At 55.7% G+C, this 19,570-nt stretch carries 16 protein-coding genes; 3 read left to right on the forward strand and 13 right to left on the reverse strand.

The window, feature by feature from the left end; all coding sequences use genetic code 11:
* Positions 1–37 precede the first annotated feature (37 nt).
* From iolB to BC440_RS16900, 8 genes are all read right to left on the reverse strand, one after another.
* Positions 38–841 carry a 5-deoxy-glucuronate isomerase gene (gene iolB, locus BC440_RS16865; RefSeq protein WP_037992764.1) on the reverse strand — a complete coding sequence of 268 codons (804 nt, stop codon included), beginning with the start codon at positions 839–841 and terminating at the stop codon, positions 38–40.
* Positions 841–1,746: a myo-inosose-2 dehydratase gene (gene iolE, locus BC440_RS16870; protein WP_071240674.1), complete on the reverse strand. Its 906-nt coding sequence runs from the start codon at positions 1,744–1,746 to the stop codon at positions 841–843. Before iolE ends, iolB begins: the two co-directional genes overlap by 1 nt.
* A gap of 4 nt (positions 1,747–1,750) precedes the next feature.
* Entirely contained in the window at positions 1,751–3,580 is a 1,830-nt protein-coding gene (gene iolD, locus BC440_RS16875) for a 3D-(3,5/4)-trihydroxycyclohexane-1,2-dione acylhydrolase (decyclizing) (RefSeq protein ID WP_071240675.1), read from the reverse strand.
* A complete protein-coding gene (gene iolC / locus BC440_RS16880) occupies positions 3,577–5,490 on the reverse strand; it encodes a 5-dehydro-2-deoxygluconokinase (RefSeq protein ID WP_071240676.1) in 1,914 nt (637 codons plus the stop codon). Before iolC ends, iolD begins: the two co-directional genes overlap by 4 nt.
* The gene (locus tag BC440_RS16885) at positions 5,490–6,269 is read right to left on the reverse strand and encodes an ATP-binding cassette domain-containing protein (protein WP_071240677.1); all 780 of its coding nucleotides are present in this window, start codon (positions 6,267–6,269) and stop codon (positions 5,490–5,492) included. The genes iolC and BC440_RS16885 overlap by 1 nt, the downstream gene beginning before the upstream one ends.
* On the reverse strand, positions 6,269–7,366 hold the full coding sequence (locus BC440_RS16890; protein ID WP_007090674.1) for an ABC transporter permease: 1,098 nt from the start codon (positions 7,364–7,366) through the stop codon (positions 6,269–6,271). The genes BC440_RS16885 and BC440_RS16890 overlap by 1 nt, the downstream gene beginning before the upstream one ends.
* Positions 7,367–7,441: 75 nt before the next feature.
* Positions 7,442–8,383, reverse strand: a complete 942-nt coding sequence (locus tag BC440_RS16895; protein WP_071240678.1) for a sugar ABC transporter substrate-binding protein — start codon at positions 8,381–8,383, stop codon at positions 7,442–7,444.
* 194 nt (positions 8,384–8,577) lie between these two features.
* Entirely contained in the window at positions 8,578–9,402 is an 825-nt protein-coding gene (locus BC440_RS16900) for a MurR/RpiR family transcriptional regulator (protein WP_063095533.1), read from the reverse strand.
* A 109-nt stretch (positions 9,403–9,511) separates the two neighbouring features.
* Between BC440_RS16900 and BC440_RS16905 the strand changes: the two genes are divergently transcribed.
* Positions 9,512–10,639, forward strand: a complete 1,128-nt coding sequence (locus tag BC440_RS16905; protein WP_071240679.1) for a Gfo/Idh/MocA family oxidoreductase — start codon at positions 9,512–9,514, stop codon at positions 10,637–10,639.
* 314 nt (positions 10,640–10,953) lie between these two features.
* On the opposite strand, the gene BC440_RS16910 is transcribed toward BC440_RS16905, so the two are convergent.
* Together BC440_RS16910 and kduI are read right to left on the reverse strand one after the other, a co-directional pair.
* Entirely contained in the window at positions 10,954–13,422 is a 2,469-nt protein-coding gene (locus tag BC440_RS16910) for a hypothetical protein (protein ID WP_071240680.1), read from the reverse strand.
* A gap of 3 nt (positions 13,423–13,425) precedes the next feature.
* Positions 13,426–14,256, reverse strand: coding sequence for a 5-dehydro-4-deoxy-D-glucuronate isomerase (gene kduI, locus BC440_RS16915; RefSeq protein WP_071240681.1), 831 nt, complete (start codon positions 14,254–14,256; stop codon positions 13,426–13,428).
* A gap of 192 nt (positions 14,257–14,448) precedes the next feature.
* On the opposite strand from kduI, the gene BC440_RS16920 reads away from it, so the two are divergent.
* On the forward strand, positions 14,449–15,471 hold the full coding sequence (locus BC440_RS16920) for a LacI family DNA-binding transcriptional regulator (protein WP_007090680.1): 1,023 nt from the start codon (positions 14,449–14,451) through the stop codon (positions 15,469–15,471).
* Positions 15,472–15,514: 43 nt separating this feature from the next.
* Here BC440_RS16920 and kduD read toward each other — a convergent pair whose 3' ends face one another.
* Genes kduD through BC440_RS16935 form a run of 3 tightly spaced genes read right to left on the reverse strand, consistent with a single transcriptional unit; the run spans position 15,515 to position 18,123 of the window.
* Positions 15,515–16,255, reverse strand: coding sequence for a 2-dehydro-3-deoxy-D-gluconate 5-dehydrogenase KduD (gene kduD, locus BC440_RS16925; protein ID WP_210766365.1), 741 nt, complete (start codon positions 16,253–16,255; stop codon positions 15,515–15,517).
* A 40-nt stretch (positions 16,256–16,295) separates the two neighbouring features.
* Positions 16,296–17,618 carry a TRAP transporter large permease gene (locus BC440_RS16930; protein ID WP_223305176.1) on the reverse strand — a complete coding sequence of 441 codons (1,323 nt, stop codon included), beginning with the start codon at positions 17,616–17,618 and terminating at the stop codon, positions 16,296–16,298.
* Between the two features lies 1 nt (position 17,619).
* On the reverse strand, positions 17,620–18,123 hold the full coding sequence (locus tag BC440_RS16935; RefSeq protein WP_083379404.1) for a TRAP transporter small permease: 504 nt from the start codon (positions 18,121–18,123) through the stop codon (positions 17,620–17,622).
* A gap of 444 nt (positions 18,124–18,567) precedes the next feature.
* On the opposite strand from BC440_RS16935, the gene BC440_RS16940 reads away from it, so the two are divergent.
* Positions 18,568–19,542 carry a TRAP transporter substrate-binding protein gene (locus BC440_RS16940; RefSeq protein ID WP_071240683.1) on the forward strand — a complete coding sequence of 325 codons (975 nt, stop codon included), beginning with the start codon at positions 18,568–18,570 and terminating at the stop codon, positions 19,540–19,542.
* The last annotated feature ends 28 nt before the right edge of the window (positions 19,543–19,570 follow it).

Genomic DNA, 19,570 nt, shown 5'->3' on the forward strand with positions numbered 1-19,570 from the left:
GGACAAATGTTGCGAAGATGGGAATACGGAAAACGGGTTATTTGCTGTCGCGCTGGAAAATCCAGTCATGATCGGGATGGTTCTGGAACCGCCATTTGCGCATCGGCCCGGCCATGACATTCAGATAATACATCTCATAGCCATAAGGACTGCCGCATGGGTGATGCCCCTTGGGCACCAGCACCACATCGCCGTCCGAAACCGCCATGGTTTCATCAAGCTCCCCATCCTCGGTAAACACCCGCTGGAAACCAAAGCCCTGCTTGGGGTTAAGCCGGTGATAATAGGTTTCCTCAAGGTATGTCATGTCGGGATAATTATCCTCGTCATGGCGGTGCGGCGGATAGCTTGACCAGTTGCCCGACGGGGTGAAAACCTCGGTCACGAGAAGACTGTCGGCAATATCCTTTTCCTCCATCGCAATCGGATGGATGTATCGGGTATTGGCCCCCTTGCCGCGTTCGACCAGCTCGATATCGCTGATCACGCGGGCCGGATAATTTCCCTTGCCCGGTGCGGTACAGACCGCCAGAACGCAATCGGTTGTGGCCTTGGCGTTCCAATCGGTATCGTTGGGCGCATAGACACAGGCTGGCGGGATACGTTCAAACACGCTCATGCGTTTGCCCAGTTCCCCGAAATTCTGATCGCCCACCGTGATTTCGGCCTTGCCTTCGACAAGGACCAAAATCACCTCGCGGTCGCCCGTCGGCTCGGCTGCCGCTTCACCCGCTTTCAGGTGATAAAGCCCGAACCCGACATAGCCCCAATTGGCACTTTGGGCGGTAATGTCATGGACTTTTCCGGTTGTCCCCGACGGTTTTCTCAGCAGATCGGCCATCAGGCTTCTCCCTTATCCAGTCCGGTTTTATGCGCCATCGCACGAAGCGCCTTAAGCCCCATCGACTGATATTTGAACGGGTTGCGCACGACCGGGTCCTGTTCGGCCTCGATCACCAGCCAGCCGGAATAACCATGCTCGGCCGCGATTTTCAAAACCGGTTCGAAATCAACAATGCCTTCCTCGTCGCCGGGCACGGTAAACACGCCGCGCCGCACCCCTTCAAGGAAGCTCAGATGCTGATTGCGCACCTGCTCGGCGATTTTCGGACGCACGTTTTTGCAATGGATATGCGCCACCCGATCCATATAACGGCTGGCCAGTTCTTCGGGATTTGCCCCACCAAACCATGCGTGCCCGGTATCAAGCAACAAATGCGTTTTCGGGCCGGTATGGGCCATGAAGGCATGAATTTCATCAGCCGTTTCAACAATCGTGCCCATATGGTGATGATACACCAATGTGATCCCCTGATCGGCGCAATAGGCGGCAATCGCCTCGACATCCGCGCCAAATTTCGCCCAGTTATCCGCTGGCAAAACCGGGCTATCAGACAGGGAGGCATTATCATTGCCATGGATCGCATTGCTGGTTTCACACACGATGCACACCTTGCATCCCATGGCTTTCAGCAAATCCAGATGCGGCTGGATCGCCTTTTTCTCGTCCTCGACCGAATGGGTCAGAAGGTTAAGCGAATGCCAGCCCGACACGAATTTAAGCCCGTTGGGATCAAGCTTGGCCTTCAGTGCCGCCGGTTCGGTCGGCATCTTGTGGCCTTTTTCAATCCCGTCAAAACCGATTTCACCCGCTTCGGACAAACAGGTTTCAAGGCTGATTTCAGCACCCAGCGTCTGATCATCGTCATTCGACCAGGCAATCGGGTTGGTACCGTAAAGGATCATTTTCTTAATCTCCGGGGCGCTGTTGTTTAAGCGCAGCTTCGTAATTTTTGCGTGCTTCGTTCACCGTTGGCCGAACCGAAACTTCCGGCACGGCAACATCCCACCAATGACCACCGGCGTCGGTGCTTGGCAGGGGATCGGTATCAATGACAATGGCGTATGACCGGTCCGCCTTGCGCGCACGTTCCATCGCCGCTTCCAGTTCGCTGATCGACGATACCTTTTCGGCAATCGCCCCCATCGATCCGGCATGGGCGGTGAAATCAATCGCGGACGGCACCACATGACGTGCGGTATCCAGAAGGTTGTTAAAACTCTCCCCACCCGTCGCCATCTGCAACCGGTTGATACAGCCATAACCACGGTTATCAAGGATCACGGTGATGATCTTGTGGCCCAGCATCACACTGGTCGCCAATTCCGAATTCATCATCATGTATGACCCGTCACCGACCATCACGACGACCTCGCGGTCGGGCTGTGCCATCTTGACCCCAAGCCCGCCGGCAATCTCGTATCCCATGCAGGAAAAGCCGTATTCAACGTGATAACCGTTGGGTTTTGCCGCCTTCCAAAGCTTGTGCAGCTCGCCGGGCAGACCACCCGCCGCACAGACGACAATCGCATCGTCATCAACGCTGCGCTGAACCGCACCAATCACCTGCGCATCAGTCGGAAGGGCATTGCCCGTCGGCATTGCCGTCACCTTGTCCACCGCCGCAATCCAATCGGGTTTAAGCCCGGCATCAATCGCCGGTGCCCGGTAATCGCCCAGCATGTTGCCAATTTCGGCAAGGGTGATTTTGGCATCCCCCGTTACCGCAATCGCATTATGTTTGGCCGCGTCATAGGCCGCGACATTGATCGACAGAATGCGCCGGTCCGGGTGCTTGAACAGCGCCCAGCTGCCGGTGGTGAAATCCTGCAACCGTGTGCCGATGGCAATGATCAGGTCGGATTTCTCGGCAATCGCGTTGGCACTACTCGCCCCCGTGACCCCAATGGAACCAAGGTTAAGCTCATCATCCCACGGCATGGATGATTTACCCGCCTGCGTTTCCCCGACCGGGATATTGTGACGATGGGCGAACTCGACCAGGGCATCGCACGCCCCCGCGTAATGCACCCCGCCACCGGCAATGATCATCGGCTGCTTGGCCGCCCTGATCGCCGCCACCGCCGCGTCAAGCTGATCCAGATCGGCGCGCGGACGCACGGTTTTCCAGATTTTGGTCTCAAAGAAACTCTCGGGCCAGTCAAAGGCTTCTGCCTGCACATCCTGACAGAATGCCAATGTCACCGGGCCGCAATCGGCCGGATCGGTCAGGGTTGCCATCGCACGTGGCAGGGCGGTCAAAAGCTGCTCGGCGCGTATGATGCGGTCAAAATAACGGCTGACCGGCTTGAAACAGTCATTGGCCGAAATCGTGCCATCGCCGAAATCCTCGACCTGCTGCAACACCGGATCAGGTGCCCGATTGGCAAACACGTCACCGGGCACAAACAGAACCGGCAGGCGGTTGACATGCGCCAATGCCGCGGCGGTCACCATATTGGTCGCACCCGGCCCGATCGATGTCGTGACCGTCATGGCACGTTTGCGGTTCGATGCCTTGGCGTACGCAATGGCGGCATGGGCCATGCCCTGCTCGTTATGGCCGCGCCAGGTCGGGAAATCATCCCCGATGCCGTGCAATGCCTCGCCCATTCCGGCAACATTGCCATGACCAAATATCGCCCAGCACCCGCCGAAAAACGGTACACCGTCTTCGTTCTGCTGTTTGCTTAAATACCGCACCATGGCTTGGGCGGCGGTTAATCGAACGGTTTTCATGCCGCTCCTCCCGATTTTTTGCGCGCCGCATCCCATGTGGTGCAAAGCGCGCGATATTTTTCCGCCATCTGTGCAACGGCTGTTTGATCGTCAATGTTACCCGCAAGCCAGTCGCGTGCAACCCCGGCAAAGATCGTCCGCCCGACGGCAAAGCCCCTGACCATCTCATGCTTGGCCGCAACTTCGAAACTTGCCACCAGCTCGGCTTCCGGCGCTTCAAGGCCCAGAACGACGATGCCCCGGCAATAAGGATCATGGCGCGCAATCATGTCACAGGCATGACGCCATGCCGCGTCCGATTTCATCGGCTCCAGCTTCCACCAATCGGGATAAACCCCGATCTCATAGAACCGCTCGATGATTTTTGCCGTCGTCTGATCATCACAGGCCGCCACCTTTGACGGGATGATTTCCAAAAGGAATTCAAGCCTGTTGGCCCGTGCGCCATCTGCCAGTCGCTTGATGGTTTCTTCCTGATCGGCCTTCATCGCCGCGTCGTCATCGGGGTGATAGAAACACAGCACCTTCACCACATGCTCGACCGGCCATTCCGCAAGCTTGCTTCCGATATCCGGGCCGATTTCCAACCGCAATGGACGCGATCCCGGCAATTCAACCGGCCGCCCGATCCAAAGTCCGGTTCCCGCCGCCGCATAAAGCGCATCGCGCCCAAGGCGCGGCTCGCACAGGATGCCATAACCCGATTTATCGCCCGCGACATCGCGTACGGAACGCAGGCAAAGCTCCTTGAACGGCCCGATCCGGTCGCGCGAAACACCAACCTCATCGGCCAGATCTTCAAGCTGCATGCGGTGATCAAATGCAAAAACCCGCATTTCCGGCCAATCACCAATCCGGTTGGTCGACCAATGGATCTGCTCCAGCTCCGCATCATGACGCAATGCCGGGGTTTTGATCCCTCGCTCAAAGAAGAACTGCAATTCTTCCCAGCTTGGATAGGCCGGCGTACAGCCATGCCGCGACACCGCAAACGCCCCGCACGCATTGGCATATTTAAGCGACGTTTCCCAGTCCTGATCGGTCAGCCACCCCTTAAGCAGACCCGACATAAACCCGTCGCCAGCGCCCAGAACGTTAAACACCTCAACCGGGAAACCGGGGCCGGAAATACCGTCATCAAGCTTCGCGCCAATCTTGCCGGTAAAGGCAACCGCCCCCATCGGCCCGCGCTTGCACACCAGTGTCGCGTTCGACGTAACCCGCACATTTTCAAGCGCCTCAAGGGTATCGGTCGTGCCACCGGCAATGTGAAATTCTTCCTCGGTCCCGACGATCAGGTCAAAAAGATGCAATGTCGCTTGCAGTTCCTTGGTCACCTTGTCCGATGCAATGAAGCGGTTTTCACCATCCCCATGCCCCGACAATCCCCAAAGATTGGGCCGGTAATCAATATCAAGGGCCGTTTTGGCCCCGTTTTCCCGCGCCAGTTTCAATGCCTTCAGCACAGCCGCCCGGGTGCGCGGATGCGATAAATGCGTCCCCGTGACGGTGACGCACCGCGCATCGGCAATAAATTCGGGATCAATATCATCCTCGCACAGCGCCATATCGGCACAGTTTTCCCGATAGAAAATCAACGGAAACTGTTCCTGATCACGCACGCCCAGAAGGACAAGGGCGGTCAGACGTTCCGGATCGGTGACAACACCACGGACATCGACACCCTCGGCAATCAACTGTTCACGGATGAAACGGCCCATATGTTCATCACCGACCCGGGTAATCAGGGCCGATTTCAGGCCAAGCCGCGCGGTGCCACACGCCATATTGGTCGGTGATCCGCCGATATATTTGTTAAAGGATGCCATATCCTCAAGGCGGCCACCGATCTGCGCGCCATAAAGATCGACCGACGATCTTCCGATGGTAATGACATCAAGATTTTTCATCAGATCGTCCCCCCAAGCGACCCTTCAAGCTCGGCCAGTTCCTGACCGCCCGCCATCAGATCCTGCAATTCTTCGGGTTTGATATCACCGCGCTTTGCCGTGCCATGTGTCTGGCCACGGTTCAGCACCGTGAAACGGTCGCCCACCGCCATGGCATGGCGCACATTATGGGTAATGAAAATCACCCCGATGCCCGATTTCCGCACCCTATCAATGGTCGCAAGGACGTTTGACGTCTGCCGCACGCCAAGGGCGGATGTCGGTTCATCCAGAATAAGCACCTTGGCCCCGAAATAGACCGCACGCGCAATCGCCACCGTCTGCCGCTCGCCCCCCGAAAGGGTGCCGACCGCCTGTTCCGGCTCGCGCAGATTGATACCCATACGCGCCATTTCATTAAGTGTGACCGAATTGGCGTGATCGAAATCGATCCATTTGAACGGGCCCAAACTTTTGCGTGGCTCACGCCCCATCCAGAAATTACGCGTCACCGACATTAACGGGATCATCGCCAGATCCTGATAAACCGTTGCAATGCCGCTTTCCATGGCGTCACGCGGGCTTTCAAAAACGACGTCCTTGCCGCCAACCCTCATCGTTCCCTTGGTCGGTTTATGCACACCCGACATGGTCTTGATAAAGGTCGATTTGCCCGCCCCGTTATCGCCCAGAAGACAATGGCATTCGCCTTCCATCACATCGAATGACACCCCGCCCAGCGCGATCACCGGACCAAAATGCTTTTCGATATTGTTCATTTCAATCAATGGCGTGCTCATCACCGTTCTCCCGTGATCATGCGGCGGATATAGGTGTTCATGATGACGGCAAGGATCAGGATACCGCCCAGGAACACACGGAACAGCGAACTTTCAGCCCCGGCAAAAAACAGCCCCTGCTGAACCACACCGAAAATCAGCGCGCCAAGGGCCGCCCCGATGACCGAACCATATCCCCCGGTCAGAAGCGCCCCGCCGATCACCACACAGATAATCGCTTCAAATTCTTTTAAAAGCCCGCGGTCTGCTGCAGCCGAACCGAATTCCATCACCTGACAGGTGGCGAAAACCGTGGCGCAGAACGCGGTAAACATGAACATCAGGATCTTGACCCGATTGACCGGCACGCCGACATAACGTGCGGCCTGCGCATCCCCGCCGGATGCGAAAATCCAGTTACCGAAACGGGTTTTGGTCAAAAGCCAGTGCCCGAAAATCACCAGCACCACCGCCCAGACCACCAGCATCGGCAGGCCTTCAACAACCGGCTGCCCCTCGCGTGAACCGCGCGTAAAGGTATCAAGCAGGCCAAGATCGGCAAACCACTGGAACAGGTCCTTGAAAATCACGCCGCCAAACAGGAAAGCCAGCGGATCGCCCTCTGCGGCTTCCTTGACCCCGCCAATAATCGTCTGGCGCGTGGTCAGGATGGATAACCAGATCGTCAAACCGCGCAGGATATAAAGAAATGCAAGGGTAACGATAAAGCTCGGCAATCCGGTCTTGATCACAAGGAAACCGTTTAACGCGCCAAGCCCGACACAAATGACAAAGGCCGCAATGATCGACAGCCACACCGGCCATCCCAGATGGACCGACAGGATGGCAATCACCACCCCGGCAAAACCGATCATCGATCCGACCGACAGATCAAATTCGCCGGCAATCATCAAAAGGCAGGCACCAACCGCAATGATGGCAAACTGCGCAGAAACCACGCCCCAGTTCTGCACCCCTTCGGGCGAGAACATGCCGCTATCGCCCGCGATCATGAAGAAGAAAACAAAGACCAGGATCGTGCCGCAAATAGCACCCAGTTCCGGTCGGATCATGGCACGTCGAAGGGTTGAGACTTGCTTGAGCCGCTCGTCCGTCATGACATCACTCTTTTATCTGGCAGGTGAGTTTTGCCAGGGGGCGGCACGCTGCCAGCCCCCTGACGGGAGGAATGCTTAACGGAATTCGCCAGCGTATTTTTCAACAAGCGCGATATTGTCCTTGGTGATGAAACCGGGACCGGAATTGATGTTGCCGGACGGCAGAACACCATATCGTGCATAGTTGGTCAGGATAACGACCGGCAGATACCCCTGAAGGTAAGGCTGCTGATCAATGGCGAAATTGATCTCGCCCTTTTTGATCGCTTCGGCGATTTCGCTGGAAAGATCGAACGTGCCAAACATGATCTGACCGGCAAGACCGGCATCACGAACGGCGGCCAGCGTCGGATGGGCCGAATTCGGGCCAAGTGTCAGGATCGCATCGACATCCGAATTGGTGTTCAGATAGGCCGCGACCTTGTTCTTCACTTCCGACGGATCCATGCCGCTATCGATCATCTGGCTGCCAAGCTCGACGCCAAGCGCATCGGCAAAGCCACGGCAACGCTCAACCGATGCCGGGTTGGTGATGTAATGGTTCACACAGACAAATGATTTCGCACCGGCGGCTGCGGCACGTTTGCCCGCCCCGAAACCGGCATCATATTCCGGCTGACCAACATGCATCAGCGCGCCAAGCTCGGCGGACTGTTCAACGGTGCCGGAATTGATTGTGATCACCGGAATACCGCGATCAACCGCATCCATGATCGGGCCTTTAAGCACGTTGAAATCGGCGATGGTGACAATGATGCCATCCGGGTTGGTGGCCGCTGCCTGCTCGACAATACGGGCCATATCGGCCAGATCGCCGGTCGGCGGGTTACGGTAATCAACCGTGACTTCCATCTGGTCGCCTGCGACCTTGATGGCATTCTTGATGGTGTTCCACCAGCTGTCCGAGTCCGGTGCATGGCTGATCAGAACGAATTTTTCGTCTTCTGCCGAAGCAGTCCCGGTAAATCCGGCAAAGGCAATGGCAGCGGCCGCAATTGCGGTCAAAGTCTTCTTCATCGTTAGCCTCCCTAGTGGCTTTGAAACGGGGCCGCATTTTGCGCCCCGATGCGTCGACTGAATGTTCAGTGAGCGGTCCGGCCTGTGATTTCTTAAGGCGTCACTTTTTACCGGGCCTCGCTTCGGGGTCAGGTGCCCCGAATTCGATGAATGGAATTTTTATTCCATTTTTATTTTGATGCAACAAATTTTTTCTATTCGCTTGCCCGATCCCGTTTTGCCCCAATCGCCACCGCCAACGAAATCGCCAGCGAAAGCGTGGCCGACAGCGCCCTGAAGGCCCCAACATCGACCTCGGACACCGCAAGGGTCAGGGCGTCAATCCGCCGAAGCGGACTTGTCATGGTATCGGTAATCGCCACCACCGGGTTGCCGAGTCCCCGTGCATAGGCCGCCAGATCGATGGTTTCCTGCGAATAGGGGGCAAAGGTAATGGCAATCATCACATCGCCCTTGCGAATGGCATGACGCGGGTTAAGCTTCCCCACCCCGTCATGCAAAACCGCCGGGATGTCCATCTTTTCAAACGCATAGGATAAATAACTCGCCACCGGGAATGCCCGCCGGAAACCGACAATATGGATCATCGGGGCAGCCGCCAGCACATTGACCGCTTCCTCAAGCAATCCGGCATCAATCGACGACGCCAGATTTTCAAGCGACAGCCGCCCGGCCTCGACAAATTCGGCCAAAAGCGCACTGGGGCTATCGGCCCCGCTTGCCCGCAGATTTTCAAGGCGCGTCGCGTAGTCCGGCCATTTCTGGGCATAGGTTTCGCGAAACATTTTCTGCATTTCGGAAAATCCCGAAAAGCCCAGCAACTGGCAAAACCGCATAAAGGCGGATGGTTGCACCCCCGCCCCGGCGGACAGTTCCGCCACGGTCGAAACCGCAATACGGTCTGTATTCTGGGCGACAAATTCGGCGCATTGCCTCAATCTCTTGGGCATTGCCTCCGATATTTCAGCCAGCCGATGATTGAATTCTTCAAGCGAGACCGGCGCGGTTTGTTCCGTCATGGCGTACGGGTTTCCTGTTTTTGTTTTTGCTTGACGCTGGATGTATTCCATGATCATCCATTTTATAGAATAAAAATTCTATTTTGATACAGACAGGGAGTCCAGCGAAATGGCATCCATCGGTATTGGCCTTATCGGCACCGGTTTCATGGGCAAGGCGCATGCGCTTGCATTTGGCGCGGTTCGCGCCGTGATGGGCGATGTCCCTGATGTCCGTCTTGAACTGCTCTGTGATACCCCGGCGGACAAGGCCAGAACCATGGCCGATCAGTTCGGTTTTGCGCGTGCCACCGATGACTGGAAGGCCCTTATTGCCGATCCGGCGGTCGATATCGTGTCGATCACCACCCCCAATATGCTGCATTTTGACATGGCGCTGGCCGCAATTGCGGCGGGCAAGCATGTCTATTGCGAAAAGCCGCTGGCCCTGACGCTTGATCAGGCGCGTGCGATGCGCGATGCGGCGCGCAAGGCCGGGGTGAAAACCATGGTCGGCTATAATTACATCAAAAACCCCGCCTTTACCCATGCCTGCAAACTGGTGCGCGAGGGTGCGATTGGCGACATCGTGCATTTTCGCGGCTGGGTGGACGAGGATTATCAGGCCAACCCCGAACTCCCCTGGACCTGGCGCAGCACGATTGCCGATGCCGGATTGGGGGCGTTGGGGGATATGGGATGCCATCTGGTGTCGATGACCTATGGCCTTGTCGGCCCGATCGACAGCCTGATTGCAGATATGCAGACAGTCCATGAAACCCGCCCGCTGGCCGATGGATCGGGCCGGGCAAAGGTCGAAAACGAAGATACAGCAACCGCCCTTGTCCGCTTTGCCAATGGCGCACAGGGCAGCATTTCAACCTCCCGCTCCGCCTGGGGGCGCAAAAACCGGCTGGCATGGGAAGTCCACGGCACAAAGGGCATGCTGTGCTTTGATCAGGAACGGCTGAACGAATTGCAGCTTTACCGCAATGAAGGCCCGACCGCCAAACAGGGCTTCACCACCATCCTGACCGGCCCGGAACATCCGCCTTATGGCAATTTCTGTCCGGCACCGGGTCATCAGCTTGGCTTTAACGACCTCAAGGTCATCGAAGCCGCCGCCCTTCTGCGCGCCATCCGCGACAATCACGCTGCCTATCCGGGCTTTGACGATGCCTTTGAATTCGAAAAGGTCATCCACGCGGTTGCCCTGTCTGCCCGCGAAGAACGGCGTGTAAAAATCGACGACCTTTAACGCACGGCATTATCGGAAGGGCTCAAGCGTCCGACATATGTTCGGGCTTGCCCTTCCGCTTGGCAAAAAGCACCAATATCCCCGCCCTCTGCTGTGTTTTTGATTTTGCAGGCATGGTTTCCATCCTTCTTTGGTGTGTTTCACACCCCAAACGGTCGGCGCTTCCAAAAGATGCCCTCTAATCAGCCAAGCAACATGCGCAAGACAGGCTGCAATTTGAACGTCAATACGCCACCGATAATGAAAAGGCCGGAACAGCACTTCTGCTATTCCGGCCTTCATCATTCAGGAGCCGACGGGAGGTCTCGGCTCCCTCACTGAACCAGCGGCAATTCCTTGCGGTCGCCCTCAAGCGTCCATTCCATTGGATTAAGAGCACGGCCCTCGGCCGATACGACGCCGTTTTGATGGAACAACACCGTGCCATATTGCGCATCTTCGATACGATATGTGCCATCGGTATCAACATGAACATCAAGCGCATGGCTATTGGCAAATTTCGCCAAATCACCGGCATGTCCCAGTCGAACAACCCATATCCCATCACGCCCCGCAAGACGCAATTCATGCCCGGCCGACCCGCCCGTTTGCACAAGCTCCAAAGGTCCCGAAGCCGATATAAGCAACGCACCCTCGCCCGAACGTGCCGACGCCCGATGTCCATCGACATGCCATTCATCAAACGCCAATGTCGGGAACCATGCATGGGTAAAATCAGGTTGCGGTGCCACACCTTCAAACCGGACAATCGCCAGATCGCGATATTGCTGAACGCGCGGAACACTTGCCGATCCACCCCAGAAAGACGGGCGACCAAAACCGGATTGAACAATTTCGCCGGGATGGTTGATGAATATCTGTGCGCCCGGCTCGCGACCGATCCGCGCCTGAAGAAGCGTTTCCTGATATCCCCAGTCCCGCCAACGATAAAGGGCGGCACTTCCCATCGCGGTTTCACTGGTTTTGTAATGATACAATCGGCAAAACGCATTTTCGCCCTGCCAGAAAGTCCATTCCTGCGCGGTATCGCGTTTCTCCCAGCAGGCAATGTCGGCAAGATCAGGCAATTCAAGCCCATGATCACGCAACGCCAAAGCCATTTGGGCCAGGCAATTCACATGCGCCCCAAACTGCCCTTTGCCCCACAACAATCTGGCAAGACCGTTCAGCTCCAAAGTATCGGCGACGCAAAGTGAATGCTCGTAACTTCGGCCCTGCGCCCCGGTAATGACGCCGTGATGCGCCGAATTGGCAATCATGGTGATCAGTCGGGTAATGGCACCAGATGCCCGTTTCCGAATGACTTCGTCGGGTGCAAGCGCAAACAGGGCCGCCAGCCCTTTAAGATCAATCGGGAAATAGGTGCCAGAATTGAATTCCGCCATTTCGGCTGCTTCGAAATGATCGAACCACGCCATCAGGCGCTCATAACCGGCCTGTTTCTGTGCGGTGCCATTCCGATCTGCGCGCCGGAAATGTGACTGCGGCAACAGGTTCCCTGCCAGATAGGCAGAAGTATGGAACAACAATGCATGGTTTTCCGAGAAATACCACTGAACATCGTTGCCCGGCTCATCCATCCAATAACGGAATTCAAGAATAGCGGCATCGATACGCGCGACCAAAGATGCAGGTAGCCGATCCGCAAACACAATGCGCGTCCACAACAGCGGAACCAGCGCAAAATCAGCACAGTCATAACACTGCTCGATCCCCGGCAAAGCCGTGTTGATGATTGCCTCGGCACGCGCCAACGCCACCTCATCCCCGACGGCCGCACAGGCAAGTGCGGTTTCGGTATCGGTTTCACCGTTCTTTGCAATCCATGCAAGGCTTTCGGCAATGCGCGCCTCAAGGTTTTCCGGTGCTGGCCCGGTTACAGAGCGCCAACTGACTTCCGCGCCAAGCCGTGCTTCGGATGCGAAATCGCCGCACTGGAACGCAAATCCGAAATACCGGTAATCTGCCGGAAAATCGTTCGACGATGCCAGACGCACACGATCGGCTCCCGCTGGAATTTCAAACGTCACATCATTATGATCATGCGACATGAAATGACCGGCAACCCTGACCCGGCCGCGAACCTTGTCAGGAAACGGCACAGGCATGACAAGCCAGATATCATCACTGTCATAGAATTTACGATCAAGATGCATGGTATCAACAGCCGCCTCGACCGCAGATACGGCCTCAGGTTCCGCCGGAAAACAATTCCCCGCCTCTGCCTTTGGGCCGTCAATCCAGACAAGCGCAATACGGATAACCGCATCGCGCTCGCACAGATCTTCAAACTGGACGGCAACCTCGTTGTGGCCCTGTTTCAGATCGGCCTCAAACTCGACCTCGTCCATGGCGTTGCGGGTCGCGGGCGAAAGCCACGCAACCGACCGCCCGTTCACATACACGCGCGCGGCCCCACAAACACCCAATCGCAACCGCGCTCGGCCTGCATCCATGGCATTGATCGCCGTTCTCGCCCACCCCTGAATATGGGTTGCCCGGAACCAGAACCCCGAAAGATCAAGAAACGGTGACCCGCCTGGCAAAATGTTCCTTGCCTTCCGCCAATCGGGGAACGGCAGTTCGGCAATTTCTTTGCCACGGCGTTCGGCAATATAAGCGGTCCGGCAGGGATAGGTATGCGGGATGAAATTCTTTTCCTTTGTCAGGAAAAAGGTTGAATCCATCTCGCCTTCCATCGGCATATCCGCCACATCATATGCCCGTTCTTCAAGCGACGTGACCTGCCAGTAAGGAACGGATGCTCCGGATTTAAGCAGCATGACTTAACGCAGCTCCTTAATGGCAACCGGCGAAACATCGGTATATTCCTGATTTTCCCCGGTCATGCCCCACACAAAACCATACGGCCCGGTACCGGCCCCCATATGAATGGACCAGGCTGGCGACAGGACGACATCGCCATTTGCCACAACCAGATGGCGGGTATTGTCCGGGCGCCCCATGAAATGCATAACCCGGTCTTCATCCGAAAGATCGAAATAGCAATAGGCCTCCATGCGGCGCTCATGCAGGTGCGGCGGCATGGTGTTCCAGACCGAACCCTTCGCCGGATCGGTAATGCCCATCAGCAACAGACAGGATGGCGCGACCTCTGGATGAATATACATCGCCAGGGAACGGCGATTGCTTTTCTCGGCATCCCCCATCTCAAGGATTTTCGATTCCGCACGCGTGATCAGGCGCGTCGGCACTGAATGCCCCGCCGGGACCGAATTCATATAAAAACGTGCCGGGCTTTTGGCATCATTACTACCCAGCGAGACGGTTTCAGCACCACGGCCGATATAAAGAACATCGCGGTTTGCAAGCTCATAGCGCGTTCCGTCCACCTCGATCCAGCCCGCGCCGCCAAGGTTTGCAATGCCCATTTCACGCGCATCAAAGAACAGGTTCGTCCCGACATCTTTGCCATCGCCAAAGCCAAGCGCCTTTTCCCCCGGAACGGCACCACCGACAATCATCCGATCAAAATGAGTATACGCAAAGCTGATCTGACCCGGCACAAAGAGACGCTCGACCATAAAATTCTCGCGCAACTGGGTCGTATTCATTCCATCGATCTGATCGGGACCGGCACCATAGCGTTGTTCCATAGCCACGGGATATCTCCTAAGGATGTTCCTGCACGTTCAGCCACCGTTTGGATCGGTGACGTACTTTATAAATTCGCAGAAGCAGGAAGATGGCTTCCTGTTCCGCACAAGAAAAAACATCACACCAAGAAATTTTTCGTGCAATATGTAAATAAATTCCACAAACTGATGAGAATCAGGAAAGGGAAAAACATGGCAGTTAGCGGACGCACGAAGATAAGCGACATCGCCTCGCGTCTTGGGGTTTCTACGGCAACCGTATCACGCGCCCTAAGCGGCAATGGCTATGTCCGCGAACATCTCGCCTCCAGAATCCGGGCTGCGGCCATTGAAATGAACTACGCCGTTTCAAGCACCACTGCCGGGCAAAAGGTCCTGATTGTTTCCTCGCAAGAGGCCATGATCGATTTCAAACGCAGCCAGTTCACCATGTATGTTCTCGAAGGGGTTCGCGAACGCGCCGAAAGCCGGGACATCCGCATAGAATCTTACATCTATCAGCCCAATCAACGCTTCGAAGACCTCTACAACGCGGCACAGGCCCCGGATTTGATCGGTCTTTTGCTTGTTTCCGTCGATGATGCGACACTCGATTATGTGCGCGCCTCGGATATGCCTGCCGTCCTGGTCAATGGTGACGATCCGGAAATGCAGCTAAGCTCGGTCACGCCGTGCAATCGATCGGCGGCCTCCTTGGCGACCAAACATCTTATCAATCAAGGACACCGCCATATCCTGTTTCTCAATCGCCCCGGCAGGCGCACGATCCAGCGCCGCTTCGAAGGATGGCGCGACGCCATGGCCGAACATTACAATCCCGACTATGTGATCGATATCGACGACTGGACCGCCGAAGCCGCCAGCCAGCGCATTACCGAGGTCATCGATAGCAACCTTTCTTTCAGCGCCATTGTCGCTGCTGGCGATATCCTGGCTGTCGGCGCTGTTTCCGCCCTGCAAGCCAAGGGCTACAACGTCCCGAAAGATGTTTCTGTGGTCGGCATTGATGGCCTGCCCCAGGGCCAATACATGTCACCTGCGCTGACATCGGTCAAAATTCCGATGCAGACAGTCGGCGCGCTGTCGCTGGATCTGCTGATTGAAACCTGCCGACTGACCAATGCCGATATTGAAATGCCCGCACGCCGGATTGAACTGGCGTGCGAGCTCATTAACCGCGAAAGCGTCGGCCCGCCACCGGCCAAACTACGCTGACAGACATGACCGGCCAAACGTGATCAGGGCGCCACAAACCGCCCTATCGCGCAAGCCAGCCGCCATCGACATTCAGGATTGCACCTGAAACATAATCAGATGCGGGCGCTGCCAGATAAACCGCTGTTTCCGCGATATCATCAGGCCGTCCCCAACGCCCTGCCGGAATACGTTCCAGAATGGCCGCAGACCGATCAGGATCATCACGCAACGCCTGTGTATTGCTTGTCGCGATATAGCCCGGCGCAATCGCATTCACATTGATACCGCGTGCCGTCCATTCATTTGCCAGAATACGGGTCAAACCGGCCACACCATGCTTGGATGTGGTGTAGGACGGAACCCGAATGCCCCCCTGAAACGATAAAAGCGACGCGATATTCACAATCTTGCCCTGCCCGCCGCGCGCAAAGACCTCCTTGGCAAATGCCTGCGCGGTAAAGAACACCGCCTTGGCATTTACATCCATGACGGCGTCCCAGTCTTCTTCGGTAAAATCGATGCAATCGGCGCGGCGGATAATCCCCGCATTATTGACCAGAATGTCGATATTGGCCCCTTCAAACAGGGCCGCACCCGCCATCGGATCAGCAAAATCAACAATGACTTCGCTTGCGACACCACCCGCATCACCGATCATTGCAACCGTTTCGCCGCAGCTTCGCCGTCCGGCACAGACAACTTCCGCACCTGCGCGTGCCATGGCGACGGCAATAGCCTGCCCTATTCCGGCATTGGCACCGGTTACCAAAGCTTTTCGACCGCTCAGCGAGAACGCATTCATGATATAACTCCGCTTGGATAGGATTAGGTATGGGTGAACGTCACATCAGCCCAAGGAACCGCGGCAATGCCAACGTGATCCAGGGGACATAAGTGGTCAGAAGCAAGGCCGCCGATGTCGCAAAGAAGAACGGCAGGATCGGCCTTACCACCTGATCAATGCGCAGATTGGCAACCGCACACCCGACAAAAAGGACGCTCCCGACCGGTGGCGTCATCGATCCCACCCCAAGGTTAAAGATCATGATGATGCCCAAATGCACGGGATGAATGCCGATCTCGGTCGCAATCGGCAAAAAGATCGGGGTGAAAATCAACACTGCCGGCGTCAGATCCATGAAAAACCCGATGATCAGCAGACAGACATTCATCACCAGCAAAATCACAATGGGATTGTCAAAGGTCAGAATGGTCTCGGCAATGACATCGGGAATCCCGGCAATCGTCATGACATAGGACATGATGCCCGATGCCGCGATCAGAAACAGGATCGAACAACTCGTAACCGCCGACGATTTCAAAGCTTCCAGATATTCCTGCAAGCTTGCCATCCGGTACATCAACGACAGAACAAATGAATACAGCACGGCAACCGCCGCCCCTTCTGTCGCGGTAAAAGCCCCGATCGCAATGCCACCAATGACCAGGATAATCATCAATAACGGCGGCAACGCCTGCCATGTCACATGCAGAATTTCCGACCAGCCGACACTACCTTCCGTGCGATAACCGCGACGCATGGCAAAAAAGGTAATGACCATCATAACCGACAGCCCCATCAGGATGCCCGGAAGATACCCGCCAAGAAACAGGGCCGAGATCGACGTCCCGCCAGACACCAGCGAAAACAGGATTAAAGGTCCGCTTGGCGGGATCAGAATACCAGTTGGCGCCGATGCAATGTTGACCGCAGCCGAAAACGCGGGATCATACCCCTCTTTGCGCTGCAACGGCCCCATAACCCCGCCAACGGCGGCCGCAGCAGCAATGGACGACCCGGAAATAGAGCCAAACAGCATATTGGCCAGCACATTGGTATGCGCCAAGGCACCGGGCATACGCCCGCCCAGCAACTTCGCCAGATTGATCAGGCGGATTGCGATACCGCCCTTGTTCATGATGTTCCCCGCCAGCACAAAAAACGGGATAGCCAAAAGCGTAAAACTGTCGATGCCCGAAAACATCTTTTGGGCGCTGACGAAACTGATCACGCTTGATGGCAAATAGGCAAAGCCCGTCACAACCGACGAAACACCAATTGCAATCGAAATCGGCGTTCCAAGGGCAAGAAGGCCGAAAAACAGCGCAAACAGCACAATTGCCGCACCCGCAGGATCAAGCATGAAATCAACAAGGGCATCCATTTCAAACTGTCTCCTGCACTTCTTCAACCGGTGCCAGTTGGCCCAGACCGATCAGAATAATATTAAGGGCCTGCAACAGAATGATCAGGCCCGCCGACACCGGAACCGCAAGGTAAACCATCCCCATCGGGATCTGCATGATCGGCGAAAGCTGCGCCATTGCCGACATGCTCGCCCCCCAGCCACCGATCAGCATCGTAAAGCTGGCAAATGCGATGGAAATAACCCCGTTCAGCATCGCCAGCCCTTTGCGCCACCACATCGGCCCCAGAAAAACCAGCAGATCAAGCGACAGATGTTTACGGCTGCCAAAACAGTAAGCCGACCCCAGAAGCGCCATCCAGATCATCGTAAATCGAAGCGTTTCTTCCGTGAACAAGGCAGGCGTTGCCAGCACATAGCGGGTAAAAACCTGCCACAGCATCAGGACCACCATGCCGCACAAAGTGATTGAAATAATCACCAGCAGCAGGCGCTCTATGCCATGCTTGAGAGATTGCAACACTTCGCGTTTCCTCCGTCGAAGTCGCCCGGCCAAATTCAGGCATTATTTTTATGTCGATTGTCCCCAGACCATGCGATGTGCAAACAACATCTGCAATCTGAAAATTATTTTCATAAACATTTCAGAACCGGGCTTAAACGTTAAAGCAGGATGACGCAACCGCCGCTACGCAGCCAAACTGCGCTCCATCACATTCAAAAGATTATCAAACCCGGACAAATCTCTGACCTCAAAGATATTGGCGCGCAATCTGTCCCAAACGTGAATGCCGATGCCCCTTTCTCGCGGTTTCCGCATGTTTGCCTGGCCGCCCGTGAATGAAAATTTATTACATATGGAAATTTTATTTTCACAATGACAGTTTTATCCACATGTCATCGATGAAATGCGGTGACATTTTCGTCACCGCCAATCGGGCGGAAAAAAATCCAAGGGAGGAAAACAATGAAATATCAGAAACTTGCCTTGACCTTAACAGCAATCGCCGCCCTTACGGTCGGTCAGGCAGAGGCTAAAACACGTTTGACTCTGGCCAATTCGCTGTCAGCAGACCACCCGACCAGTACAGCCTTGCAGCAATTCGCCGATGAAGTGAAAGAACGCACAGACGGCGAAGTTACCATTCAGCTGTTTTTAAATGCGGTTCTGGGGTCCGAGCGCGAAGTCCTCGAACAGCTTCAGAACGGTGCGGTTGACATGACCCGCGTCAGTGCAGGCAACCTCGAAAACTTTGACCCGGTATTCAAGGCATTCACACTGCCTTATATCTTCAAGGGCGAAGACCATTTCTATCGGGTCATGACCGGACCGGTCGCAGACGAGGTCTATAACGCCACAGAAGGCAGCGGCTTTGTCGGTCTGACCTTCTTCGACAGCGGCGCACGTTCGTTCTATACCACCGATAAACCGATCAATACGCCAGAAGATCTTGCAGGCCAGAAAATCCGGGTTCTGAATTCCAACAGCTCGATCCGCATGGTCGAAATGATGGGGGGCTCCCCGACACCGATGCCCTACGCCGAAATCTACACGGCCCTGCAAATGGGCGTGATTGATGGTGCGGAAAACAACGTCACGGCTTTGACCATCGGTCGTCACGGCGAAGTCGCCAAATTCTATTCGCAGGACGAACATCTTCGTATTCCCGACTTCCTGGTGATCTCCAACGCGGCGGCAGAAAAACTCACCGACGAACAGAACGCCATCGTCAAGGAAGCTGCTCTTCACGCAACAGAATCCTTCCGTGCGCTTTGGGACCAGGCCGTCAAGGATTCGACCGCAGAAGCAGAAAAGATGGGGGTGACCTTTGTCTCCCCGGATCAGGCACCTTTCCGGGAAAAAGTCATGCCGCTGCTTGACGAGTATCGCAACGACCCGGATTTCGGCGGTCTTCTGACCCAGATTCTCGAAACCGAATAATTTTCCGCTCCGCGTCACCAAATTCCTT

Source organism: Thalassospira sp. MIT1004, from assembly GCF_001858545.1.
In the GTDB taxonomy this organism is placed as follows: domain Bacteria; phylum Pseudomonadota; class Alphaproteobacteria; order Rhodospirillales; family Thalassospiraceae; genus Thalassospira; species Thalassospira xiamenensis.